General features: G+C 48.1%; 19 protein-coding genes and 1 other RNA gene. 19 read left to right on the forward strand and 1 reads right to left on the reverse strand.

Translation table 11 applies throughout. The annotated features are described in order from the left end of the window. Positions 1 to 109: 109 nt before the first annotated feature. On the reverse strand, positions 110 to 2,458 hold the full coding sequence (locus tag AWU77_RS05810; RefSeq protein WP_062060262.1) for a TonB-dependent receptor: 2,349 nt from the start codon (positions 2,456 to 2,458) through the stop codon (positions 110 to 112). Between the two features lie 239 nt (positions 2,459 to 2,697). Here AWU77_RS05810 and rnpB point away from each other — a divergent pair. The 19 genes from rnpB (at position 2,698) to secA (ending at position 26,075) form a co-directional block, all read left to right on the forward strand. Continuing rightward, positions 2,698 to 3,081, forward strand: an RNA gene (gene rnpB, locus AWU77_RS05815) — RNase P RNA component class A. A gap of 353 nt (positions 3,082 to 3,434) precedes the next feature. Further along, the gene (gene mraZ, locus AWU77_RS05820) at positions 3,435 to 3,875 is read left to right on the forward strand and encodes a division/cell wall cluster transcriptional repressor MraZ (protein ID WP_084618121.1); all 441 of its coding nucleotides are present in this window, start codon (positions 3,435 to 3,437) and stop codon (positions 3,873 to 3,875) included. Between the two features lie 8 nt (positions 3,876 to 3,883). Beyond that, entirely contained in the window at positions 3,884 to 4,813 is a 930-nt protein-coding gene (gene rsmH, locus AWU77_RS05825; RefSeq protein ID WP_062060271.1) for a 16S rRNA (cytosine(1402)-N(4))-methyltransferase RsmH, read from the forward strand. 77 nt (positions 4,814 to 4,890) lie between these two features. Beyond that, complete coding sequence (ftsL, locus tag AWU77_RS05830) at positions 4,891 to 5,247, forward strand: cell division protein FtsL (protein WP_062060273.1); 357 nt, start codon at positions 4,891 to 4,893, stop codon at positions 5,245 to 5,247. After that, on the forward strand, positions 5,244 to 7,067 hold the full coding sequence (locus tag AWU77_RS05835) for a penicillin-binding protein 2 (protein WP_084618124.1): 1,824 nt from the start codon (positions 5,244 to 5,246) through the stop codon (positions 7,065 to 7,067). Before ftsL ends, AWU77_RS05835 begins: the two co-directional genes overlap by 4 nt. Then, a complete protein-coding gene (locus AWU77_RS05840; RefSeq protein WP_238582318.1) occupies positions 7,067 to 8,644 on the forward strand; it encodes a UDP-N-acetylmuramoyl-L-alanyl-D-glutamate--2,6-diaminopimelate ligase in 1,578 nt (525 codons plus the stop codon). The genes AWU77_RS05835 and AWU77_RS05840 overlap by 1 nt, the downstream gene beginning before the upstream one ends. Then, positions 8,641 to 10,032 (forward strand): UDP-N-acetylmuramoyl-tripeptide--D-alanyl-D-alanine ligase, encoded by a 1,392-nt coding sequence (gene murF / locus AWU77_RS05845; protein WP_062060277.1) that lies wholly within the window; start codon positions 8,641 to 8,643, stop codon positions 10,030 to 10,032. The genes AWU77_RS05840 and murF overlap by 4 nt, the downstream gene beginning before the upstream one ends. Then, positions 10,032 to 11,114 (forward strand): phospho-N-acetylmuramoyl-pentapeptide-transferase, encoded by a 1,083-nt coding sequence (gene mraY, locus AWU77_RS05850; RefSeq protein ID WP_062060279.1) that lies wholly within the window; start codon positions 10,032 to 10,034, stop codon positions 11,112 to 11,114. Before murF ends, mraY begins: the two co-directional genes overlap by 1 nt. A 58-nt stretch (positions 11,115 to 11,172) precedes the next feature. Continuing rightward, the gene (murD, locus tag AWU77_RS05855; protein ID WP_062060363.1) at positions 11,173 to 12,510 is read left to right on the forward strand and encodes a UDP-N-acetylmuramoyl-L-alanine--D-glutamate ligase; all 1,338 of its coding nucleotides are present in this window, start codon (positions 11,173 to 11,175) and stop codon (positions 12,508 to 12,510) included. Continuing rightward, positions 12,507 to 13,706, forward strand: coding sequence for a putative lipid II flippase FtsW (gene ftsW, locus AWU77_RS05860; protein WP_062060281.1), 1,200 nt, complete (start codon positions 12,507 to 12,509; stop codon positions 13,704 to 13,706). Before murD ends, ftsW begins: the two co-directional genes overlap by 4 nt. Next, entirely contained in the window at positions 13,703 to 14,809 is a 1,107-nt protein-coding gene (murG, locus tag AWU77_RS05865; protein ID WP_062060283.1) for an undecaprenyldiphospho-muramoylpentapeptide beta-N-acetylglucosaminyltransferase, read from the forward strand. Before ftsW ends, murG begins: the two co-directional genes overlap by 4 nt. A gap of 4 nt (positions 14,810 to 14,813) precedes the next feature. After that, on the forward strand, positions 14,814 to 16,235 hold the full coding sequence (murC, locus tag AWU77_RS05870; protein WP_062060365.1) for a UDP-N-acetylmuramate--L-alanine ligase: 1,422 nt from the start codon (positions 14,814 to 14,816) through the stop codon (positions 16,233 to 16,235). A gap of 14 nt (positions 16,236 to 16,249) precedes the next feature. Further along, positions 16,250 to 17,221, forward strand: a complete 972-nt coding sequence (locus tag AWU77_RS05875; RefSeq protein WP_062060285.1) for a D-alanine--D-alanine ligase — start codon at positions 16,250 to 16,252, stop codon at positions 17,219 to 17,221. 24 nt (positions 17,222 to 17,245) lie between these two features. Then, a complete protein-coding gene (locus AWU77_RS05880; RefSeq protein ID WP_062060288.1) occupies positions 17,246 to 18,352 on the forward strand; it encodes a cell division protein FtsQ/DivIB in 1,107 nt (368 codons plus the stop codon). Between the two features lie 60 nt (positions 18,353 to 18,412). Beyond that, on the forward strand, positions 18,413 to 19,651 hold the full coding sequence (ftsA, locus tag AWU77_RS05885; RefSeq protein ID WP_062060290.1) for a cell division protein FtsA: 1,239 nt from the start codon (positions 18,413 to 18,415) through the stop codon (positions 19,649 to 19,651). Positions 19,652 to 19,700: 49 nt separating this feature from the next. Beyond that, positions 19,701 to 20,882, forward strand: coding sequence for a cell division protein FtsZ (gene ftsZ / locus AWU77_RS05890; protein ID WP_062060292.1), 1,182 nt, complete (start codon positions 19,701 to 19,703; stop codon positions 20,880 to 20,882). 131 nt (positions 20,883 to 21,013) lie between these two features. After that, complete coding sequence (lpxC, locus tag AWU77_RS05895) at positions 21,014 to 21,925, forward strand: UDP-3-O-acyl-N-acetylglucosamine deacetylase (protein ID WP_062060293.1); 912 nt, start codon at positions 21,014 to 21,016, stop codon at positions 21,923 to 21,925. Between the two features lie 333 nt (positions 21,926 to 22,258). Beyond that, complete coding sequence (locus AWU77_RS05900) at positions 22,259 to 23,188, forward strand: M23 family metallopeptidase (RefSeq protein ID WP_062060367.1); 930 nt, start codon at positions 22,259 to 22,261, stop codon at positions 23,186 to 23,188. 157 nt (positions 23,189 to 23,345) lie between these two features. After that, the gene (gene secA, locus AWU77_RS05905) at positions 23,346 to 26,075 is read left to right on the forward strand and encodes a preprotein translocase subunit SecA (RefSeq protein WP_062060295.1); all 2,730 of its coding nucleotides are present in this window, start codon (positions 23,346 to 23,348) and stop codon (positions 26,073 to 26,075) included. The last annotated feature ends 83 nt before the right edge of the window (positions 26,076 to 26,158 follow it).

Raw genomic sequence — 26,158 nt, forward strand, 5'->3', positions numbered from 1 at the left:
AAAATTCATTTGTCGCCGTTCTAACCTGAAAGCTAATCAATGCGTTTTCGCTAATATAAAAAACCCAGCGCAAAGGCTGGGTTTATATTGCGAGTTCAATTGCGGGTGTTTAAAAGCGGATGGTGCCTTGCACTGCAATGCTTCTTGGGCGTTCATAGAATGCGTAATAGCCGGTGCCGCTAGATACAGTGGTTGCCACAGGCAATCCATTGGCGTAGGTAACGACGGATTCGTCAGTGAGATTCTTGCCAATTAATGCCAGTTCCCACATGTCATCATTTCCAGTTAATGCAATGCGTGCATTAATCTTGGTATAGGACGGCTGTTCAAACTTTGGGTCAAGCGATGGTGTGGTTAGGTAATCTGAGCTGTAGATTAGGTCTAGGGTATTTATCAGCTTGAGGCCGTTACCGAAGTTAACAGTGTAGTCGATACCCGCATTGCCTTGAATTTCCGGAGTGAATTCGCGGCGCTTGCCTGTGGCATCGCACACGGTTGGATTAGTCGGATTACGCTCAGATGCTGGTTGGCCGAAATAGCATTGTGAATTGGGGAAGTCGGTGTATTCGAAATCAATGTACGCTGCACCACCCCGAAGCATGATGTTATCAATCACTGCCCAGCGACCGTCTATTTCAAGGCCCTGCACTACAGCTTGACCGGCGTTGGTAACGTTAAAGCTGAGGCTTCCGTCGAACTGGCTTGTCTGCATATCTTCAAATTCGGAGCGGAAAGCAGCTACATTCAGCTCTGCAGCGCCATCGGCCAAAACAAACTTACCTCCTACCTCATAATTTTTTACACGTTCTTCTTCAAATTCCCATGTCCCTTCGATGTTTGGATAGATGCCATCAAGTTCATTAGGGGCTGCGTTCGCGCGCACATCAAAACCGCCCGATTTAAAACCGGTAGTGTAGCTTGCGTAAAGCATATCGGTGCCATTGAGGTCGTGCTGGAATGTGACGAGGGGAGTAAATCCGTTTTCATCTCTATCCCCTTTTATCTGGTGCGGGTCAATTTTGAATTGGCTCCATATCAAATTGTAGGGCTGAGCTGTTGTGCCTTGCGGCAGTGCCACGCCAGTGTTACTAACATGATACTGGTGGCGGCTAGCTTCTTTAGTCTCTTGGGTGTAACGAGCCCCCACAATTACCCGTGATAAATCGGTAAAGTTCCACGTTCCCTGGATAAAAATAGCCGCCAGATCGGTATCTTGTTCAAAGTCGCGCTGAGTTGACGCGCCACGCAGTAACGCGGCTGCTGGAGCACCAAGCAGCGAGGAGAAGGCGGTAGCGATAAAGCTGTCAGTGGGAACACGCACGGCATCGTGAAACTTCAGATTGCTGCTTTGGAAGAATACGCCGCCGAGATAGCTGATTGTCCCATCTTCGGGCGATGTGATTCTGAGCTCTTGGCTGACTTGGCTGTAATCCTCATCGGAGAGGATGTTAAAGCCGGATGCGCCGGTAAAATCGCAGTCACACAGTTCCTCATAGGTGTAGGCGTTGTACCCAGTAACAGAGGTAAACGTGTGCTCACCTATTTCCCGCTCGATATTGAGTGTAATGTTTTCGGTATCGTTGTAGCTGTAATCGCCGTTGGATTGACGTTTAAAATCATGTGTTGTGTCTAGCTGATAGGCGCCTTGAGTGAATGTTGCCAGAGCGTTTGCATAAGAACCACCGACCGGTTTCACCACTTCAATATTCCGCCCATCACTATCAAACGAGCCGTCTTCCAGCTTGAGGGTAATATCCCAAAGATCAGTTGGTTGCCATTGCAAGGTGGCGCGAATTACGCGATTTTTATCGCCTGATTCGTCGCGATTGAGTGTGGTGTTCTCCATAAAACCATCGATGCTGCTCTGCATAATTGCCAGACGCCCGCCGACGGTGTCGGAGATGGGGCCAGACAGTATCAGGCGCACATCTTGCTCGCCGTGTTCTGGCTCGTAGAGTGCGCTGAGCTTCCCTTCCAGTTCATCGCCTGGCTTGGCAGTGGTGATGCTCACTGCACCAGCGGTCGAGTTTTTACCAAACAGAATACTTTGTGGGCCGCGCAGAACTTCGACTCGCTCGATATCAAGGAAAGGCGCGCGTGATAATTGCGCACGGCCATAGTGAATACCATCGATAAATTGCGCAGCAGATTGTTCAAAACCTTGGTTAACACCTGAGCTAATTCCGCGGATGGCGATATTGGTGCCTATACCGGTTTGAGTCATATTGAAGCTGGGAATGTAATCCGCCATGGTTTCAATATTGGTGATACCTGCCGATTCAAGTTTTTCTCCTGACAGGGCATTAACTGACAAGGGTACATCGCGCAGACTTTGAGGTCGTTTTTGCGCGGTTACCATTACTTCTTCCAAAGCAGGGCCGGCATCTTGAGCGATTGCGGGAGCAGCGAGAGATAAGGCTATGGCCGCTGCAAGAAGATTGTGTTTATGCACTTTCACGGAGAGTCTCCTGAACTTTTATTGTAAAGGTTGGGCGAATGTAAGTCGGACTGCCTAAATTGGGCAATAAATACTTATTAATTAATAGCTTAAAGTGGCAAAAATACCAGTTAATAGCCAGCTTTACTCTCTGTAGGTAATAAGCCTGCCACTTTTGGTGACGAAGTTCGCAAAGAAAGTGGCTTTTGCTCAAAATCCACGCTTGCACTTGCGGGTTCCGGCGGGTAATGTGCGGCCTCGGAGTCGGCCCGACAGTCGCTCCAGTGTTAACTAAAAAAACTCTCTTGAGTGTTGCTTGGTGCATTGGGGAGGAAAGTCCGGGCTCCATAGGGCAGAGTGCCAGGTAACGCCTGGGAGGCGCGAGCCTACGGAAAGTGCAGCAGAGAGTAGACCGCCTAAGTACTCGCAAGAGTAACGGTAAGGGTGAAAGGGTGCGGTAAGAGCGCACCGCGCGACTGGTAACAGTTCGTGGCATGGTAAACCCCACTCGGAGCAAGACCAAATAGGCCTCCATTGGTGCGGCCCGTATCGGAGGCGGGTAGGTTGCTTGAGGCTAGTGGTGACACTAGTCCCAGATGAATGACTGTCCACGACAGAACCCGGCTTACAGGCTGACTCCGCTTTATCTCTGCAGTTTGTGGTTTGTTTTGATGTTTTCAGATCTGCATAGATCTAATCCTTCTATAAATCCTCTTTTATCACTGCTAAATAGTTTCAAACTTAATGTATTACATTAGGTTTGAGTTCTATCATTTTGTTTTTGTTGTTTAAGTTGGTTTTTGTGGCTCTTCTCTTTTGCATTTTCCCTTCTTGTTTGACGAAATTTCCCGAAGTTTCCCGTGATTTTCCACGCCTTTCGGCAATTGCTTGCTTGACTTTGCACCACCCCGATTTATAGTGAGCACCGTGGGGAAAAGTGGGTATTAGTGGTTTTTTGTGGGCTTTTGTGAAAAATAATCCCGTCAAGTGGTGAAAAGTGGCTACAGGCAGTTATTCCATCAGCATGGACCCCAAGGGTCGCATGGCGATACCAGCGCGCATTCGCGATTCGCTGCTGTCGTCTGGCGCCGGGAGTTTATGGGTGACTGCACACATGTATGAGCGCTGCTTGCTGGTGTACGCCGAATCTGAATGGGAGCCGGTGCTCGCAAAAATTCAAGCTTTGCCTTCTGGCAATGAACAAGTCCGCAAGATTCAGCGCCGCTTTATGGGGCAGGCAGTGAATTTGGAGATGGACGCTAATGGCCGGATTCTGGTTCCCCCCACCCTGCGCGACTTTGCGCATCTGGATAAAAAACTGATGTTGGTCTGTTTGGGCAATAAGTTTGAGCTGTGGAATGAAGACAGCTGGAACGCGCTCATGGATCAAAGCATCGATGGCGATATGCCAGCCGAATTACAAAATCTTTCTTTCTAGGTATCTACGTGTCTGACGCACAACACATCACCGTACTTTTGAATGAGGCGGTAGAGGCACTGGTTACTGATACCTCCGGTTTTTATGTGGATGGCACTTTCGGTCGCGGTGGTCACAGCGCTTTGGTTATGCAGCAGCTATCTGCCGATGGCCGGCTGCTGGGGATCGATAAAGATCTTGCCGCAATCGCTACCGCCAATGCCCGTTTTGCCGGAGATGCGCGTTTCTCCATCGCTCACGGCTCCTTTGCGGAGTTGGCGCAATTAGTCGCCGAGCGCGATATGACCGGCAAGGTTGCCGGTGTATTGCTGGATTTGGGGGTGTCGTCGCCGCAATTGGATGAGGCTGAGCGCGGTTTCAGTTTTATGCACGATGGCCCGCTCGATATGCGTATGGATCAAACCCGCGGCCAGAGCGCTGCCGATTGGGTCAATAGCGCCAGCGAAGATGAGATGGTCTGGGTGTTTAAAGAGTACGGCGAGGAGCGCTTTGCCAAACGTATGGCGCGCGCGATTATCGCCGAGCGCCAAAAAACGCCGTTTGCCCGAACTAAACACTTGGCTGAGGTGATTAAAGAGGCCAATCCAGCGTGGGAAAAGGGCAAACATCCGGCGACCCGCGCGTTTCAGGCGATTCGCATTCAAGTGAATAACGAGTTGACCGATCTGGATTCGGTACTGGAGCAGGCATTGGCGGTTTTGGCTCCCGGCGGGCGGCTGGTGGTGATTAGTTTTCACTCGCTGGAAGATCGTGCAGTTAAGCGTTTTATTCGTCGTCAGGAATTAGGTGACCCGGTGCCCAAAGGTCTGCCGATTCGCGATGACCAGCTCAATAAGCGGATGCGTTCACTCGGTAAAGCCATCAAAGCGAGTGATGCCGAGGTAAATGCCAATGTGCGCTCGCGCAGTGCGGTGATGCGAGTGGCGGAGAAGTTGTAAATCTCGTTTTGCTTTGCGCCTTATTGCCAGTCTATTGAACACGTTTACTCGATACATTTATCAACTCCAGGGATTCTATGAACCGCAGTCATCCATCACAACAACAGGCACCATCGCCAGCAATCATGCTGTTGGCGGCGGTGTTGTGGTTGGCGACTGTTGCGTCTGCTCTTGGTGTGGTTGCCACTACGCAGGTGGTGCGCCGCGATGTAAATAGCCTCGAAACATTGCGCCGTGAAGCTTCCCAATTACAAGTGCAGTGGGGGCAATACCTACTGGAGCAAAGCACTTGGGCTGCCTATGGTCGCGTTGAAAATGCGGCGGTATCTGAGCTCAATATGATGGCGCCGACCCCGGAGGAGATGGTGATGATCTCCGGTAACCATGTGCTTGAAAATCGCGCTCAAGCAGCGCCTGCGGCAGGTGGGCAATGAGCCGTCGCTCCGCATTTGAGCCGCGCACAGCTCGCCCTGCCGCGCAGCCTGCGGGCAAACCTTTGAAGGTTGCGCGCTGGCGTTTTTATGGCGTTGGTGTGCTGTTGGCTGCGCTGGTGATGGTGCTGATCGCGCATGTGGCCAGCTTGCAGGTTCTCCCAAATGCCGACAAAGGTTACGAGTTTCTGCAGGATCAGGGTGAGTCGCGCACTTTGCGCACTGAGATTATTCCCGCCTATCGCGGTGTGATCACCGATCGTAATGGCGACCCATTAGCAGTTAGTACGCCGGTCTCTACCCTCTGGGCAAATCCAAAGGTGTTGCTGCAAGCCCCCCATCGCTGGGGTGAATTGGCTCAGGCATTAAAATTCAACAAAGCCGAGTTGGAAGCACGCTTGGCTCGTTACGGCACCAAAGAATTTATGTACCTGCAGCGTCAAATGTCTCCTGAAGCCGCGCAAGCGGTTTTGTCGTTAGATATTCCTGGGGTATACGAGCAAGTTGAATATCACCGCTATTATCCAGCCGCAGATGTTGCGGCGCATTTGGTGGGCATGACCGATGTGGATGATCGCGGTCAGGAAGGCATGGAGTTAGCTTACGATGCTTGGCTCACTGGTGAAAACGGCGCAAAAGAAGTCGTAAAAGATTTGCGCGGACGCACGGTAAAAGAATTGCGCTTGGTGAAAGCAGCGCGCCCCGGGCAAAACCTCACTTTAAGTATCGATCTGCGTCTGCAATATCTCGCGCATCGCGAATTAAAAAAAGCAGTGGAAGATGCGGGTGCAGTGGCGGGTTCAATTGTGATTCTGGATGTGCTCACCGGCGAAGTGCTCGCCATATCTAACTTGCCATCTTACAACCCGAACGACCGTGGCCGCGCACGCGGTGCTGGCCTGCGCAATCGTGCGATTACCGATTTGTATGAGCCAGGCTCCACGGTAAAACCCTGGGTGGTTCTCGCTGCGTTGGAAAGCGGAAAATTTAAACCGGAAGATATTATCGATACCAACCCCGGCTACATCATGGTTGGCAGCAAGCGCATTCCCGATCACCGCAATTATGGTGCGATGGATTTGGCGATGGCGATTGCGAAATCCAGTAACGTCGCCATGACCAAAATCAGCTTTGCATTGGATACCAATACCGTGCGCGATATGTTTGCCCGCTTGGGTATAGGTCAGCCAATCGGTACGGGATTTCCGGGTGAATCCGCTGGGCGTTTACCGGTATTTAAACCGGCACAAAAAATTGAGCGCGCCAACGTTTCTTATGGCTATGCCTTAAATAGTACGGTGCTGCAAACTGTGCAGGCTTACGGTGTTATCGCGACCGGCGGAATTAAACGTCCTATCTCTTTGTTGCGTGTTGATGCATCGCCAAATGGTGAGCGCGTCGTTGAGAAAAAATACGCAGATCAAGTAAAAGAAATGCTTAAGCGTGTAGTTTCAGCAGAGGGTACCGGCAGCAAAGCGCAAGCTATTTCATATTCGGTTGCAGGAAAGACAGGAACTGCATTTAAAGCGGTAAACGGAAAATATTCCAGCCTGCAAATCAGTTCGTTTATCGGTATGGCGCCAGTGGATAATCCGCGCATTGTGGCCATGGTAGTTATTGATGAGCCAAAAGGCGGCGGCATTATGGGTAACGGCGGTATTGTTGCTGCGCCTGCATTTTCTAAAGTGGCCGAAGATGCGCTGCGTATGTTGCAAGTTCCGCCAGATAATATTCGCAAAGACGATGACAAAGCCTTGATTGCCGAGCCTGCACTTCCCGCCACTCCCAAAAATACGTTACGCGCAGAGAGGTCAGAAACCTGATGGCCGCTCATTATCAAACCCGCAGTGTCGCACTTGCTGATTTATTGCCTGAGCTTAGTTTAGATAAGGCGGCAAGTATTTTGGTGCGCAATTTATGCTTGGATACGCGCATCTTAAAAACCGGCGATGCATTTATCGCACTGGCTGGCACGCAAGTAGATGGACGCAATTTTATTGCTAAAGCGATTGAATTAGGTGCTGCAGCAATTTTGGTTGAGGCCGATAAAAACTGGCACGGCATTGATTGGCTAGGTGCCGTACCTGTTATCGCAATCGATCATTTGCCTGCGCGTGTCAGCGAAATTGCCGGCCGTTTTTTTGGTGAGCCCAGTAAAAAAATTCCACTGATTGGCATTACGGGCACCAATGGTAAAACCACTTGCAGTTTATTGGCGGGGCAAATGCTCGCTCGGCTGCAGCAGAAGTCGGCGGTGATTGGCACCATCGGTTATGGCTTGTTGGATACCAAAGTAATTGCGCCGCTCGCGCAACAAATTACTTTGTTAACGTCAACAGGTTTAACAACACCTGATCCGATTAGTTTGCAGCGTATGCTGAGTGAATTGGTTGGTGCTGGTGCGGCTAGTATTGCGATTGAAGTTTCATCGCATAGTTTGCAACAACAGCGTGTCGCAGGGTTGCATTTTTCTTGCGCTATTTTTACCAATCTCACCCAAGACCATTTGGATTATCACGGCGATTTACAGCGTTATGGCAATGCTAAAGCGATGCTGTTGCAAATGCCGCAATTGCAAACTGCCATTCTTAATCTCGATGACAATTGGGCGAGCAGTTTGGTAGAAAAAGCACCGGCCAGCGTCAAGATCATTACTTATTCCACTGAAAAAATTGCCGACGTTTATGCAACCAATATTGAGTTGCATGCACAGGGTGTGCGCGCCCATTTGCATACCCCGTGGGGTGAGGCTGATATAGATTCTCCGCTGCTGGGTCACTTCAATCTGAGCAACTTGCTTGCGGTAATTGCTGCAGTTGGCGCGCAAGGTTTTTCATTGTCGCAACTCCTGCCGTTAATTGCACAGCTGGAGCCTGCGCCCGGGCGCATGCAGTTAGTGACGGTTGATTCCGCTGCGCAAGAAGTGCAAGTGATTGTGGATTACGCCCACACACCGGATGCGCTCGAAAATACACTGCAAGCCATTCATCAACACAAGGCCGGGCGAGTGTGGACAGTGTTTGGTTGTGGTGGTGATCGAGATAAAAGCAAACGTCAGCAAATGGGCAAAATTGCCGAGCGTTTGAGTGATTATGTGATTGTCACTAATGATAATCCGCGCTCGGAAGATCCTGCCAGTATTGCAGCAGAAATTGTGCGCGGTATGAATCATCCAAGTGGTTGCTTGGTGATTGCCGACCGCGCTCAGGCAATTGATTTTGCCGTACAACAAGCCAAGGCGGGCGACATAGTGTTAATTGCCGGAAAAGGTCACGAGGATTATCAAATCTTCGCCACCCAAACCTTACCGTTTAGCGATAGTAAACATGCGCGCTTGTCGCTGCAGCGCCGTATCGCCAAACATGAAACTGACCATCAGTCACCAGAGGCTCACTCATGATCAAGCCTCTTACTTTAAAGTGGGTTGAAGAATTTATTGCCACACATAAACCTTTGCGTGCCGTTACTGCACAGCTAAAACAAGGTGATGTGGAGTTTACTCGCGTGAATACCGATTCGCGCACGCTGGCTGCAGGCGAATTATTTGTCGCACTGCGCGGTGAGCGTTTTGATGCGCATGATTTTATTCAAGATGCAGTGGCCAAAAAACCCTGCGCCTTAGTAGTAGAGCGTTTCTTTCCGGAGATTAAATTACCGCAATTGGTGGTGAGTGATTCGTTGTTAGCGCTCGGTCAAATTGCTGCGCTGAATCGCAGTTTATTTTTGCGCCCGATTATTGCAATCACCGGTAGCAGCGGAAAAACCACGGTAAAAACTTTGCTGGCTGGCATTCTTGCTGAGTGCGGTTCAACCCACGCGACCAAGGGTAATTTTAATAATCATATTGGTGTGCCGTTAACCTTGCTGCAGCTTGAAGCCCATCATGAATTTGCGGTAATCGAAATGGGCGCAAGTGGTCCGGCAGAAATTGAATATCTCTGCTCCCTCGCTAAACCGCAAATCACCATGATTAACAATGTAATGGCCGCGCATATTCAAGGTTTCGGTTCACTGCAAGGTGTGGCGCGCGCAAAAGGTGAAATCTATGCCGCGCTGCCAACAACCGGCACCGCAGTGGTCAATATTGATGATCGCTTTGCACCCGATTGGTTGGCAGCCTTAACGAATCGTAAAGTTATTCGCGTTGCTTATCAAAATCGCGACGCTGATTGTTTTGCACAGGATATTGAGCCAAGCGCAAACAGTATTGAATTTGCTATTAATTTGCAGGGCGCATCAACCCAAGTTAGCGTCAACGCGCAAGGCGAACACAATGTACGCAATGCATTGATGGCTGCAGCTTGTGCATCGGCAGTAGGGGCAACATTGCAACAAATCAAACAAGGTCTGGCGAATTTTGCTCCAGTTGCTGGGCGTATGAGTCGCCATGTCGGTATCAATAACGCACAGATTATCGATGACAGTTACAACGCTAATCCAGGTTCAGTGCGTGCCGCGATTGATGTGCTTGCGCAAAAATCACAGGGCATTTTGGTGCTGGGTGATTTGGGTGAATTGGGTACAGAGGCGCCGCAGTTGCACACTGAATTGGGTGAATACGCTCGCGCAAAAAAAATCGCACACTTATTCACTGTCGGTAAGCTGAGTGAAAATGCTAGCCGTGGTTTTGGTGAGGGCGCGCAACATTTTGTCGATCAAGCCAGTTTGGTTGAGCATTTGAAAAAAATTGCAAATAAGGACACCACTTTGCTTATAAAAGGTTCGCGCAGTGCCGCTATGGATTTAGTCGTGCGCCAGCTCTGTGACTCAGTGGAGGGTGCACACTAATGCTGTACTGGCTATCAGAATACTTACAAGAATATCTGCGCAGCTTTGCAGTGTTTCAATATCTCACCGTGCGCGCCATTTTGGGTGTGCTTACCGCATTAGGTATTTCGTTGTTAATGGGCCCTTGGTTCATTCGCCGTTTAACGGAATTGCGTATTGGTCAATCGGTGCGCAATGACGGACCGCAATCGCATTTGAGTAAATCGGGCACACCTACCATGGGTGGTGCATTGATTTTAGCGGCCATTTTTATCAGTACTTTGTTGTGGGCTGATTTATCCAATCGCTATGTATGGGTAGTGTTAATTGTCACCGCGATTTTTGGCGCGGTAGGTTGGGTGGATGATTATCGCAAAGTAGCAAAACGCGATTCGCGGGGATTGCCAGCTCGCTGGAAATATTTTTGGCAATCTATCGCCGGTTTTGGCGCGGCGATTTTTTTGTATTACACCGCACAAAGTCCGGCAGAGACGCAACTCTTTATTCCTTTCTTTAAACATGTCGCGCTTGATCTCGGGATTTTTTACATCGTCTTTACCTATTTTGTAATTGTGGGCACCAGTAACGCGGTGAACTTAACCGATGGTTTGGATGGTTTGGCGATTATGCCGAGCGTAATGGTTGCTGGTGCTTTGGCATTAATTGCTTACCTCACTGGTCACTCACAGTTCGCGCAATATTTGCAGATTGCCTACATTCCCGGAGCCGGTGAGCTGGCGGTTTTTTGTTGTGCATTAGTCGGTGCCGGTTTGGGTTTTTTGTGGTTCAACACTTATCCCGCACAAGTGTTTATGGGTGATGTAGGTGCGCTGGCATTAGGTGGAGCTTTAGGTGTAATCGCCGTGATTGTTCGTCATGAAATTGTACTGTTCATTATGGGCGGGATTTTTGTGTTAGAAACTGTATCGGTCATTTTGCAAGTTGCGTCATTCAAATTAACCGGGCGTCGCATTTTTCGCATGGCGCCAATTCACCATCACTTTGAATTAAAAGGCTGGCCGGAGCCGCGCGTCATTGTGCGCTTCTGGATTATCACCTTGGTATTGGTATTGATTGGTCTGGCGACATTAAAACTGCGTTAGATTTAAATTAACTATTTTTTTGATACAAGAATACAAGAGAGAAAAAACTGTGAGCCAAATGATTGCCACCAGCAAAGTAAAAGCGATTATCGGCACCGGCATTACCGGTTTGTCGGTTGCGCGCTTTTTGGCGGCGCAAGGGCAGGCATTTGTATTATTGGATACTCGCAGCAATCCGCCCAATCTTGCAAAAGTGCAGGAGGAATTTCCAGGAGTTTCGATTATTTGCGGTGAGCTGGATGTAGATACCTTGCTCGCTTGCGATGAAGTTATTGTCAGCCCCGGTATTGCAATCGCAACGCCTGCCATTGAACAAGCAAAAGTAGCAGGTGTTTCAGTTGTAGGCGATATCGAATTATTTGTGCGTGCCGCAAAAGCGCCGATAGTCGCTATTACCGGTTCCAATGCCAAAAGTACCGTCACTACATTGGTTGGTGAAATGGCTAAAACCGCGGGCATCAATGTTGCGGTGGGTGGCAATCTGGGTACACCTGCATTGGAATTATTAAATGATTCCGTTGAACTGTATGTAATGGAGCTGTCCAGTTTTCAATTGGAAACCGTCACCAAACTGAATGCAAAAGTGGCGACAATTTTGAATATCAGTGCTGATCATTTGGATCGCTACGAAAATATGCGCGCCTATATTCTCGCCAAATTGCGCGTGTATTTTGGTGCTGAACATATTGTTGTTAACCGTAAAGATGTGCTGACACATCCTCCATTGGCCGCAGCTGTTAAACCTGTTTTTTTTGGTGGTAATGCGGATTTTGGTGGTTTCGGTTTGATCCAGGATGGCGAGGAGTTCCTCGCAAAAAATCTCACACCATTAATGGCTACAAAAGAATTAAAAATTCGTGGTCGTCACAATATGGACAACGCACTTGCTGCGTTGGCACTAGGTGATGCAGCGGGTATTCCTATGGATGCCATGTTGACTACCTTGAAGCGTTTTGCTGGTTTGCGTCATCGCTGTGAATTTGTCGCCGAAAAAAATGCGGTGGAATTTTATAACGATTCAAAAGGTACCAACATAGGCGCAACTCTCGCGGCGATTCAAGGTTTGGCGCGCAACCCGCAACACCTGATTGTGATTTTAGGTGGTGAAGGCAAGGGGCAAGATTTTACCGAACTGACACCTGCATTGCGTGCGATTAATAGCAAAGTTATTTTGATTGGTCGCGATGCACCTGTTATCGCTGAAGCTATTGGTGATGCTGCGGCAATTATGTATGCCGACTCAATGCAGGATGCAGTGAATAAAGCGTTTGCCTCTGCAAATTCTGGCGATGCGGTGTTGTTATCCCCCGCCTGTGCCAGCTTCGATATGTTTAAAAATTACGAAGATCGCGGTGAGCAATTCTGTTTGGCTGTGCAGGAGTTAATCGCGTCATGATTAACGCCACCACCCATATTAACCAAATCCCCTTGAGCCAGCGTATTGACTGGACACTCATGTGCTTATGGTTGGCACTGATGTCGATTGGTTTAATTATGGTGGCCTCCGCGTCTGTTTCTTTTGCGGCATTGACCTATAACGACGCATGGTTTTTTGCCAAACGTCATGCCGTTTATATGCTGCTCGGTATGTTGCTGGCAATTTTCGTTGTGTGCGTACCGATGAGTGTGTGGCAGCGATATTCAGGGCATTTTTTACTGTTGACTTTTTTCCTGCTGGTCATTGTGTTGATTCCCGGCATTGGAAAAAAAGTTAACGGCAGTCAGCGCTGGTTCGGTCTGGGTGTAATTTCGATTCAAGTCTCCGAAATTGCCAAGTTCTGTGCGGTGGTATTTTTCGCTAGTTTTTTTGCGCGCCGTTATCAAGAATTACATTTTGGCTGGCAAGGCTTTTTAAAGCCCTTGATGGTTGTTGGTGTATTTGTTGGTCTGTTATTGCTCGAACCAGATTTTGGTAGCTCAGTGGTATTGAGTGCAACTGTATTTGCAATGATGTTTATTGCCGGTGTGCGCATGTTGCATTTCTTGTTGCTGATCATTATTGGTGTTGGCGGTTTGGCTGCGGTAGCGGTGCTTTCACCTTATCGTATGCAGCGCTTGATTACCTTTCTTGACCCCTGGGCAGATCAATTTGACACCGGCTACCAATTGACTCAATCGCTGATTGGTTTTGGTCGCGGTGAGTGGTTTGGTTTGGGATTGGGGAACAGTTTACAGAAGTTGTTCTTTTTACCTGAAGCCCATACCGATTTTATTTTTGCCATTATTGCCGAAGAGTTTGGTTTGATTGGCGCCATTGCGCTGTTAGGAATTTTTGGTGCGTTGATCCTGCGTATTTTCAATGTGGCAAAACAAAATTTGGCAGCTGGAAAAATGTTTCCTGCCTTGGCGACATTTGGCATTGCGATTTTGTTTTCGTTTCAAGTCTTTATCAATATGGGTGTTTCATCTGGATTGCTGCCAACCAAAGGTTTGACCTTGCCGTTTATTAGTTATGGCGGCAGTAGTTTGTTGATCTGTTGTGTGTTGATGGCATTTGTAACACGAGTGCAGTGGGAGCTTGCCGGGTTTACCCCAGCGGTGCCAGAAGTATCAAAACCTTCACGCAGAAGTTTAATGGAGGTCACTACATGAGTGCGCCAGTTGCACAACCAATATCCGTATTAGTTATGGCGGGTGGTACCGGTGGCCACGTATTTCCTGCGCTATCTGTTGCCGATGAATTGCGTGCACGGGGCGCCACTATCAATTGGCTGGGAACTGGGCGCGGAATAGAAAACCGTTTAGTGCCAGCAGCCAATATTCCTCTGCATTTAATTAAAGTGGAAGGCGTGCGCGGTCGCGGTGTTATCGGATTGCTGAAAGCACCGTTTTTAATTCTTTATGCCTTGCTGCAAGCAGTACGCATTATTCGTCAAATCAATCCCGATGTTGTGTTGGGGTTTGGTGGCTTTGCTTCCGGCCCTGGTGGCTTGGCAGCAAAAATGTTGGGCAAACCATTAGTTATTCACGAACAAAATGCGGTAGCGGGAACAACCAATCGTTTATTGGCCAAAATTGCCAATAAAGTGTTAGCCGCATTTCCGCATGCATTTGGCAGTGCGGGGCGCGAACAGGTTGTTGGCAATCCGGTGCGCACGCAAATAAAAAATATTGCATCTGTACAAGGTCGATTTGACGAGCGCGCACAACAAAAAATGCCCTTACAGTTGTTGGTGGTGGGCGGCAGTTTGGGCGCAAAAGCGATTAATGAATTGTTGCCAAAAACCTTGGCTGAATTGCCAATTGCATCGCGCCCGGTAGTTTGGCATCAAACCGGTAAGGGGCATGCAGAAGCGACCACTTCTTTATATATGCAGCATCAGGTTAATGCCAAAGTAACGGAGTTTATTGATGACATGGCTGCTGCTTACGCTTGGGCGGATTTGGTGATTTGTCGCGCGGGTGCATTGACTGTATCGGAATTAATGATGGCTGGTGCGGCATCAATCTTAATTCCACTGCCGAGCGCTATTGATGATCATCAAACATTTAATGCAAAAAATTTAACAGAAGCCGGTGCGGGTATTGCACTGGTGCAAAAAGATTTAACGGCGGAAAAATTGGCCGCCTTGTTATTAACCGAATTAGCTGACCGTAATCACTTGATGTCGATGGCGGAAAAAGCACAGCAATTGGCCAAGCCAGATGCTGCTGCGCAAGTGGCTGATATTTGTGAGGAGGTAGCCCGTGGATAATTCTATGCAGACATCCATTGGTCATTGTGTGCCGGAAATGCGCCGTATTCGCCGCATTCATTTTATTGGGATTGGTGGTGCCGGTATGAGTGGCATTGCCGAGGTGTTGTTGAATCAAGGTTACGAAATTTCTGGTTCGGATATTAAAGAGTCGAGCGTCACTGCGCGTTTGGCTAACAAGGGCGCAAAAGTATTTATCGGTCATTCAGCGGATAACGTGCGCGATGCTGATGTGGTGGTGAACTCCAGCGCAGTGAATGAGAGCAATCCGGAAATGCTGGGCGCGCGCGAATCGCGCATTCCGATTGTGCGCCGCGCCGAAATGTTGGGCGAATTAATGCGCTATCGCCACGGCATCGCCGTTGCGGGTACGCACGGCAAAACCACCACGACTAGTTTGTTGGCTTCCATTTTGGCTGCGGCAAAACAAGACCCGACTTTTATTATCGGCGGTTTGGTTAATAGTACCGGTACTAATGCGCAACTCGGTGCGAGCCGCTATTTAGTCGCCGAAGCCGATGAGAGCGATGCATCGTTTTTACATTTGCAACCGATGGTTGCGATTGTGACTAATATCGATGCAGACCATATGGAAACTTACGGCGGCGATTTTTCCAAACTGAAAAAAACCTTTATCGAATTTTTGCACAACTTGCCGTTTTATGGTTTGGCAGTGCTCTGCGGTGAAGACCCGGTGATCCGCGACATTATTCCAGATGTGTCGCGTCCGATTTTGACTTACGGCTTTAGTGATAACTGCGACTTCCGCGCAATCAACATCAAACAAGACAAAATGCATTCCGAGTTTGATGTGTTGCGTCCAGGCCATGAAAAGCCGTTGCATATTCGCATTAACATTCCCGGCATTCACAATGTGTTGAATGCAACATCCGTTATTGCTGTGGCGACTGATGAAGGGATCAGTGACGAAGCGATTCAAGCTGGCCTTGAAAATTTCCAGGGTGTTGGTCGCCGTTTTCAAGTTTACGGCAACTTCCCCGTGGGAGATGGTGAAGCCATGTTGGTGGATGATTACGGTCATCACCCGCGCGAAGTTGCTGCTGTGATTAAGGCGGTGCGCGATGGCTGGCCGGATCGCCGTTTAGTCATGATTTATCAACCGCATCGTTATACACGTACCCGCGATCTTTATGAAGATTTTGTTGAAGTACTTTCGACTGCAGATGCGTTGGTGATGCTGGAAGTGTACAGCGCGGGTGAGGATGCAATTCCCGGTGCAGACAGCCGTCATCTCTGCCGCAGTATTCGCGCGCGCGGTGTGATCGAACCGATTTTTGTGGAAACGGTAGACGGTGTTCCCGCAATAGTAAAAGACATAGTGCGCGCGGGTGACATAGTGATTACTCAAGGCGCAGGTAATGTGGGTGTTTTATCCCCTGAATTAGCAAAACGACAATTGCGTTAGAGGTTAATGAAGTGATGCAAGCAGTAACTCTGCCGATTAGCGAAACGTTAAAACTACAATTGGGCCGTGTAGGTGTGCTCTTTGGTGGCTTGTCGGCTGAACGGGAAATTTCGCTACAAAGTGGCGCAGCGGTGATCGCAGCGTTGGTTGAAGCAGGCGTTGATCATGTTGCAATCGATGTGGGCAATAACATTATTGCCGATATCCAAGCGGCAAAAATTGATCGCGCTTTTCTGATATTGCATGGCCCCGGCGGTGAAGATGGCCGCATCCAAGCGCTGCTTGAATTTTTAAATATTCCTTACACCGGCAGCGATGTTGCGTCATCGGCCTTGGCAATGGATAAGTTGCGCACCAAACAATTGTGGCGCGGCATTGATATCAATGGGCGGCAGGGATTGTCTACTCCGGAATTTGCGGTGCTCACCCAAGGTTCGGATTTTGCCAAAGTACTGGCCACTTTGGGTGGCGATGTAATGGTAAAGCCCGCCAATGAGGGTTCCAGCATCGGCATGTCGCGAGTGAATACTGCGGCCGAATTGGAAACGGCATTCCAAAAAGCAGCGCAATACCAAGGCAGTGTATTGGTTGAGCGATTGATTGTGGGGGCTGAATACACAGTCGCTATTTTGGATGGTGAGGCATTGCCGCCAATCAAATTGGAAACTGACCATACGTTTTATGATTTCAACGCAAAATATATTGCTGACGATACTCGTTACTTGTGCCCTTGCGGTTTATCTGCTGAGAAAGAACAGGAATTAAAAACGCTCGCGCTCAATGCATTTAATGCTGTCGGCTGCCGTGGTTGGGGGCGAGTGGATGTTATGGCCGATATGCAGGGCAATTTCTATTTGCTTGAAGTCAATACTGCGCCGGGAATGACCAGCCATAGTTTGGTGCCAATGGCAGCCAAGGCCGTCGGTCTGTCATTTGCAGAATTAGTACTTAAAGTGTTGTGCGCAAGTCTTGCGGTAAAAGTGTAATGACTAATTGCTGCGTGAAAAAATATGCGTGATATGAGAGGCGAACGCATCGAGCCGCGCATAGGTGCTGAACGGCGCGACGCTGAAGCGGTGAAATCGGCGCGGCGCAATCGCGCTACTGAAGCGACGCACGATAATCACAATGAGCCAGTTGCGGAGACGCGCATAGTGCGCGATGTGTTATTGGAAGGTTCGTCATCGCGCTATATCGCGCCTGATTTGCCCGTTGCTAGGCAAGATGGGGCTGCAAAACGTGAACGTGGTTATGCCAAGGCATCACCGCAAGGGCGAAGAGAGCGAGAGCCGAGGCAAACAAGCGCGCAATCCGGAAACAACGCTTGGTACTCATGGCGTTTTTCTTGGGTGAATCGCAAATTGGGTACGGTTATTTTTGTAATCGCACTGTGTTTTGGAATCTATTGGGTGAGTGGCCCTGTTGCCAAAGTGTTTGAGCGGCCGATTAAAAGCGTGGTAGTGGAAGGGGAATTTAATTTCATCACAAAACAGCGCGCGACTGAGCTTATCGGCAACGAAATTGACGATGACTTTTTACAGCTTGACTTGATGCGACTAAAAAATGCATTGCTTAGCGATCCTTGGGTTGAAAGTGTGACGTTAAATCGCCGCTGGCCGGACACCTTAGTTGTTAAGGTTTCCGAGCAAAAACCGATTGCCCGGTGGGGGGATGGTTTTTTAAATCAGCGTGGAGAGATTGTTTTGATTGATGAGGCAAGCAAGCTTTCGGGCTTGCCTTGGTTGCAAGGAAGTGAAGCGGATGCGCCAGAAATTTTGCAGCAATATCAGGATTTATCCCAGCTTTTGCGCTCGCGTGGACTGGAAGTGATCGCATTAAAGTGCGATAACAAAAAATCATGGCGTTTAACGATAAAAAATCATGTAGAAATTGCACTTGGACGCGATCAAGTGATGGAAAAAATGCGTAGATTTGTTACTGTATACGACACGCATTTGGGTAATGTTTGGCAGGATGTAAAAGCGATAGATTTGCGATACACAAACGGAGTTGCGGTGCGTTGGGTAACAGACTCTGCGATGGCAAAAAAGTACATAAAAAGCCAAGCGCAAGTAAGTTTGCCCACTCCAGCAGCCTCGGTTATTCCACACAATTAATTGATTAAGAAAATTGCCAGTTGCTTGAATTGGCTAACTACTGGCAAAAGAGGTTTATGAATGGCAAACGCTAGCGACAACAAAATGATCGTAGGCTTGGATATAGGCACATCCAAAGTTGTTGCTATCGTCGGCGCGATTACCCCAGAAGGGCAGCTGGAAATTGTAGGTATAGGTTCGCATCGTTCCAATGGATTGAAAAAAGGGGTGGTGGTGAATATCGAATCGACAGTTTTATCGATTCAACGCGCAGTGGAAGAGGCGGAGTTAATGGCCGGTTGCCAAATTCACTCTGTTTATGCGGGAATCGCCGGTAGTCACATTCGCAGTTTGAATTCGCATGGAATTGTGGCAATTCGGGATCGCGAAGTGTTTTCCCAGGATCTGGAGCGCGTGATCGATGCCGCACAAGCAGTTGCGATTCCTGCGGATCAAAAAATCCTGCACATTTTACCGCAAGAGTTTTTAATTGATGATCAAGACGGCGTAAAAGAGCCTTTGGGAATGTCGGGTGTGCGCTTGGAAGCTAAGGTGCATTTGGTGACTTGCGCAGTCAATGCGGCACAAAACATTGAAAAGTGTATTCGTCGCTGTGGTTTGGAAGTTGAAGACATCATTCTGGAGCAGTTGGCTTCAAGTTATTCGGTGTTAACCGACGATGAAAAAGAGCTGGGTGTCTGTGTAGTTGATATCGGCGGTGGTACTACCGACATCGCGATTTTTAAAGACGGTGCGATTCGTCATACCGGAGTGATTCCGATTGCGGGTGATCAGGTGACCAATGACATCGCCATGGCATTGCGCACTCCGACTCCTAATGCTGAAGAAATCAAAATTAAATATGCCTGCGCGCTAGCTAAACTAACCAGTCCAGATGAAACCATTAAAGTGCCGAGTGTTGGCGATCGCCAACCGCGCGATTTATCTCGCCAAGCATTGGCGGAAGTTGTTGAACCGCGTTACGACGAATTGTTTACCTTGATTCAGGCGGAGCTGCGCCGCAGTGGTTATGAAGACTTAATTGCAGCGGGTATTGTTTTGACCGGTGGCACTTCCAAAATGGAAGGTGTTATCGAATTGGCCGAAGAAATTTTCCATATGCCGGTCAGGCTCGGTGCCCCGCAAAATATTCGCGGTTTGTCCGACATTGTGAATAATCCCATTTATTCAACGGGTGTAGGTTTACTGATTTACGCCATGAAGCAACAACAGGGCAGTGGGCGTGCATCGTCCACCGCCAAAGAATCGCAAGGTTCAATTTTCAGCAAGATTAAAAAAATATTTCAGAGCAATTTTTAACCAAATTTATTTCACAGATTGAGTCAAGGGAAACAAAAGGGGTGTGGCCATGTTTGAATTAGTTGATAGCATTCATCAAAACGCAGTAATCAAAGTGATCGGTGTTGGTGGTGGCGGCGGAAACGCAGTTAAACACATGATCGCGAGTAAAATTGAAGGCGTAGAATTTATTTGCGCCAACACCGATTCGCAAGCATTGAAAGATATAGATGCGCGCACTGTGTTGCAGCTCGGCAACACCATGACCAAAGGTTTGGGTGCTGGAGCCAATCCGGAAATTGGTCGTCAAGCAGCGATGGAAGATCGCGAGCGCATCGCCGAAGTATTGCGCGGTGCCGATATGGTGTTTATCGCTGCCGGTATGGGCGGTGGTACAGGTACGGGTGCGGCACCGGTGGTGGCAGAAGTAGCACGTGATCTCGGTATTTTGACTGTTGCTGTCGTCACCAAGCCTTTTCCTTTCGAAGGTAAAAAGCGCATGTTGATTGCTGACGCGGGTATTAAAGAGTTGGGCGAACGCGTTGACTCTCTAATTACAATTCCGAACGAAAAGCTGCTGTCGGTTTTGGGAAAATCAACTAGCTTGCTCGATGCTTTCAAGGCTGCAAACAATGTATTGCTGGGCGCTGTGCAGGGTATTGCGGATTTGATTATTCGCCCAGGTATGATCAACGTAGACTTTGCTGACGTAAGAACTGTCATGTCGGAAATGGGTATGGCGATGATGGGAACTGGCCGCGCAACTGGCGAAAATCGTGCGCGTGAAGCAGCTGAAGCCGCTATTCGCAGTCCGTTGTTGGAAGATGTGAACTTGCAGGGTGCGCGCGGCATCTTGGTGAACATCACTGCTGGTATTGATCTGTCACTCGGTGAATACTCTGAAGTCGGTAACATTATTGAAGAGTTTGCTTCCGGCGATGCTACCGTGGTGGTGGGTACTGTAATCGATCCAGAAATGACCAATGAATTGCGTGTGACGGTAGTTGCAACTGGTTTGGGTGTTATTGCTAGCGCTGTTGCGCCACTAAAAGAAACTAAGCCAACTCCAACCAAAGTTGTCGATAACACTCGTCGTACTTCGCCGCCTGTTGATTATGCGGCACTTGATCGCCCTGCACATTTGCGCGCTAACGCACAGTCATCCAGTGCAGCTGCGTTGGCTGCACCTTTGGGCGACAAAGAGTTGGAGTATCTTGATATTCCTGCATTCTTGCGTCGCCAAGCTGATTAATCGGCTTTTAGCTATAGGGGAGATTGCCAGTTTTAACTGGTTCGTGGTTTCTCTGATTGGTAATATGCCCACGAAAATCAGGCCGTACCTGTTGTGCGGTATTGAAGCGGTGAGACGAGTAAGGGGTTGAAATGATCAAACAGCGAACGCTTAAAAATGCGATACGTACGACTGGAGTAGGGCTTCATACGGGTGATCGAATTCATCTAACCCTGTTACCAGCTCCAGTCGATACGGGCATAGTTTTTCGCCGGGTGGATTTAAATCCGCCGGTAGAAATCAAAGCAACCGCTAAAAATGTAGGTGAAACGACACTTTCTACCTGCCTGATTAAAGATGATGTTCGGGTCTCTACTGTTGAGCACTTGATGTCAGCTATGGCTGGGCTGGGTATAGATAATGCGATTGTCGAATTAAATGCGCCTGAAATTCCGATCATGGATGGCAGCGCCGGTCCCTTTGTGTTTTTGATTCAATCTGCCGGTGTTCAGGAACAGAATGCGCCCAAAAAGTTTGTTCGTATTAAAAAAGAAGTAACATTGAAAGATGGCGATAAATTTGCCAGTTTTGCTCCTTTCGATGGCTTCAAAGTCTCGTTCTCTATCGAGTTTGATCACCCTGTATTTAAAGATCGTCGTCCCCAGACTGAGCTGGAATTCTCCAGCTCAACCTTCGTCAAAGATATCAGTCGTGCGCGTACCTTTGGTTTTATGCATGAAATTGAATACTTGCGCTCCAAGGGGCTTGCCCGTGGCGGCAGTATGGATAATGCAATTGTAGTGGATCAATACAAGATTCTTAATGAAGACGGTCTCCGCTTTGATGATGAGTTTGTGAAGCACAAGGTGCTCGACGCCATCGGCGATTTGTATATGCTCGGCAATAGTTTGATTTGTGAATATAGAGCGCATAAGTCAGGCCACTCACTTAATAATCGCGCCTTAAGGCTGTTGATTGAGCAGCCAGATGCGTGGGAGATAGTGACTTTTGAAGAGGGGCAGCAGGTACCCATCGCTTATATGCCTCCAATAGCCGCTGCCTGATAGGCTTCGGTATTATGTCTAATTTTTAAACGACGGCTAAATTTACACTTGTTAAACCCTTCCTATCTATGCGATATTTCGAGCTTATGCCGCTTTAGGCGTATTGCAAGGAATCTCCGCACTGCCACATTTCTTCTGAGAAACTGTTGTAACTGGCTGATTTAAAACACTTTTTATTAGTTATTTAATAAGGTGAAAGTGTTTTCATTGGATGTCCAACTGCGTTTCACCCGAGGGTGAAACGCGATCTGAGAGTCGAATTTTTTATCGAAAACTCATCGGGCAAGACCCGAGGTGAATGGTTTTTTAACCTATAAAAAAGTAGATTTCCAAATGAAGATTATTATCGTCAACAAAGACCATGCACAAGCTCGCAGTTTCACCTTGGGTGGGTGGACACGCGCGTTTCTGTCTGTGTGTCTGTTGGGAATTCCCACTTTTGTTGGCGCCTGGGGCTATAGTTGGCTGGTATCTGATGAGCGGGATGGCTTTTTTAACACTGATACTAAAGCCTGGATGGACATTCTCTCTGCACGAGAGTCTGAAATTGAGCAGGAGCGAGCAGCGTCAGAAGCACAAATCGCTGCGCTAACAAGTAAAATGGGGGAGTTGCAGGCACGATTAATGCGCTTGGATGCCCTTGGTGAAAAACTCACATCTGCGGCAAACTTAGAGCAAGGCGAGTTTGATTTCAGCCAAATTCCAGCACTCGGCGGCCCTTCTAAATCCAGTCCGGAAACGCTTTATTCTGCGCCCGATTTTTTCACTGCAATAGATCTACTTTCCCAGCAAGTTGACAGTCGCGAACAGCAGCTCAACACAATAGAGTCCCTACTTGCCAACCGTAGCTTGCAACAAGAGACACTTGTGTCTGGTGCTCCTGTCGCCAATGCTTGGGTTTCATCTCGCTATGGCTACCGCAAAGATCCATTTACCGGTAAGACTGCATTTCATTCGGGTATTGATTTCACTGCACGCCAAGGCAGCAAAGTTAGCACGGTAGCTGCCGGTGTGGTGAATTGGGCTGGGCGTCATCCTGAATATGGCAATATGGTGGAAATTAAACATGGCGACGGGTTGGTTACTCGCTATGCGCACAACACCACTAATCTTGTTAAGGCGGGTGATGTTGTAAAAAAGGGACAAGTGATTGCCCTGTCGGGATCAACGGGGCGATCAACAGCGCCTCATGTCCATTTTGAGGTCTACAAAAATGGTCGCGTAGTAGATCCAGCCAGCTATATCCGCCGCACTAATCGCTAAAATCATCTCTTCAGCTGAGAAGCATATTTCGTTCTTGCTTTACTCGGCTCCTTCCTATTTACTTGCCAGCCTTACCTTAGGGTACTTCTAGGTTATTTCGCCTGTATTTCGCTGTGCAAAATGTATTCAGTCTATGGAATTTTTACGGTATTAAAAAATGATCGGTAAGTTAATCAAGGCAGTTTTTGGTTCAAAAAATGAGCGTGAGCTAAAGCGCATGAATAAAGTTGTGCAGCGTATTAATGCGCTTGAGCCAGATATGCAAAAGCTCAGTGATGATCAACTGAAGGCAAAAACAACAGAATTTCGCGAGCGTTTTCAAAAAGGTGAAACCCTTGATCAATTGTTACCGGAAGCTTTTGCAACAGTGCGCGAAGCTGGGCATCGTGTTCTTGGTATGCGCCACTTTGATGTGCAAATGATTGGCGGTATGACTCTGCACGAAGGGCGTATTGCGGAAATGCGTACCGGTGAGGGGAAAACTTTGGTGTCTACACTGCCTAGTTATCTTCATGCATTGACGGGAAAAGGTGTCCATATAGTTACAGTGAATGACTATTTGGCAAGTCGTGATGCTAACTGGATGATGCCGTTGTACGAGTTTCTCGGAATGACGGTGGGTGTTATTCAATCTATGCAGCCACAAGCGGTTAAACGTGCAGCCTATGCCGCAGATGTGACCTACGGCACCAATAACGAATACGGTTTTGATTACCTGCGCGACAACATGGCGCTTAGTAAGCGTGATAAAGTTCAGCGCGAACTTAATTTTGCTGTTATCGATGAGGTAGATTCGATCCTTATCGATGAAGCGCGTACCCCGCTTATTATTTCTGGCGCAGCAGAAAATAGTGCGGAGATGTATAAGCGCGTTAATCAGTTGGTACTAAAGCTGAAGCGCCAAATTGATAACGGGGAGGATGGTGATCGTCGAGTGATTAGCGACCCTGGTCACTTTACGGTCGATGAAAAATCACGTCAGGTTGAATTGACCGAAGACGGCCATCAAAAAGTAGAAGATTTATTAATTCAAGCTGGCTTGCTGCAAGCAGATCAAAATCTTTATGCCGCGAATAATCTTTCGCTGTTGCATCACGTCAATTCTGCGCTGCGTGCTCATGCGCTTTTCCATCTCAATGTTGAATACATTGTTCAGGAGGGGCAGGTAGTGTTAATTGATGAGCACACTGGCCGTACTATGCCAGGGCGTCGCTTATCGGAAGGTTTACATCAGGCGATTGAAGCTAAAGAAGGTGTGGCAATTCAAAGCGAAAGTCAGACACTTGCGTCTACTACCTTTCAAAATTATTTCCGTCTCTACCCAACCTTATCCGGTATGACCGGTACGGCCGATACCGAAGCCTATGAGTTCCGTGAAATTTATGGCTTGGATGTGGTGGTAATTCCTACCAATAAAACTGTGCAGCGTTTGGATATGAATGATAAGGTTTTCTTATCGCTCGAAGAAAAATACCTTGCCATTGTTGAAGACATTAAATTATTTCAAACTAAAAATGCCCCTATTTTGGTAGGTACAGCATCGATTGAAACGTCGGAAGAAATGTCGCGCCGCCTGACTGCTGCAGGCATTAAACATCAAGTGCTCAATGCAAAATTTCACGCTCAAGAAGCTGAAATTATTGCCCAGGCTGGGCGCCCAGCTACGGTAACTATCGCCACCAATATGGCCGGTCGCGGTACCGACATTGTGTTGGGAGGACGCTGGGAATCAGATGTTGCAAAGTTGGAAAATCCAACGCCAGAGCAAATCGCAGCAGTTAAAGCTGAATGGAAAATTCGCCATGAAGCCGTGTTGGCTGCGGGTGGGTTACACATTATTGGCACCGAACGTCATGAGTCGCGCCGTATCGATAATCAGTTGCGCGGTCGTGCGGGGCGCCAAGGTGATCCGGGTTTAACGCGTTTTTATCTGTCCTTAGAAGACAACTTAATGCGTATTTTTGCATCCGAGCGTGTGCGTAATTTTATGCAGGCATTGGGGATGGAAAAAGGTGAGGCAATTGAGCACCGCATGGTTAACAACGCTATCGAAAAGGCGCAGCGTAAAGTGGAAGGGCGCAATTTTGATATCCGTAAACAATTACTTGAGTTTGATGATGTTGCCAATGATCAACGTCAGATTATTTATCATCAGCGCAATGAATTGTTAGACGCAGATTCAATTCGCGACACCATTACTGCCGTGCGCGAAGAAGTAGTTGATGATTTGGTAAGTGAATTTATTCCGCCGCAATCAATTGAAGATCAATGGAATATTCCTGGTCTGGAAAAACAAATTGAAAGCGATTTTGGCCTGCGTCTGCCTATCGCCAAATGGTTGGAAGAAGATACTCGCCTGCATGAAGAAACGTTGCGCAAGAAAATCCTTGCTGAAATTCAGGGCGCGTATGATGCGAAGTGTGAGCGTGTTGGCGAAATAATGTTTGAGATTGAAAAGCAAGTTATGTTGCAGGTGTTGGATAATGCTTGGAAAGATCACCTTGCCACTATGGATCATCTGCGTCAGGGAATTAATTTGCGCTCCTATGCGCAAAAAAATCCTAAGCAGGAATACAAGCGTGAAGCATTTGAACTTTTCCAAAGTTTATTGATGACGGTGAAGCGAGAAACTGTACATTTAATGGCGCGGGTTGAACCTATTTCACGCGAACAAATGGAAGAGATGGAAAATCAACGTCGCGAGGAATTGGCGCGTCAAAAAATGCAGCTGCGTCACGATGAACTTTCGTCCTTGGGGCAACCTGAGGCCCAACGGGCAGCGCCACAAAATCAAGTGGTGCGCGAAGGTCGTAAAGTAGGGCGCAACGATCCATGCCCTTGTGGCTCTGGGAAAAAATTCAAAAGTTGTCACGGTGCTTTAGAGTAATGTTTTCCACCAGAGCCTCGCAATTGCGAGGCTCTGTGCATTTGGCTAGGCTTTCTTATTAGAAAATTGATTCTGAACAAATA

It is taken from the genome of Cellvibrio sp. OA-2007 (assembly GCF_000953825.1).
In the GTDB taxonomy this organism is placed as follows: Bacteria; Pseudomonadota; Gammaproteobacteria; order Pseudomonadales; family Cellvibrionaceae; genus Cellvibrio.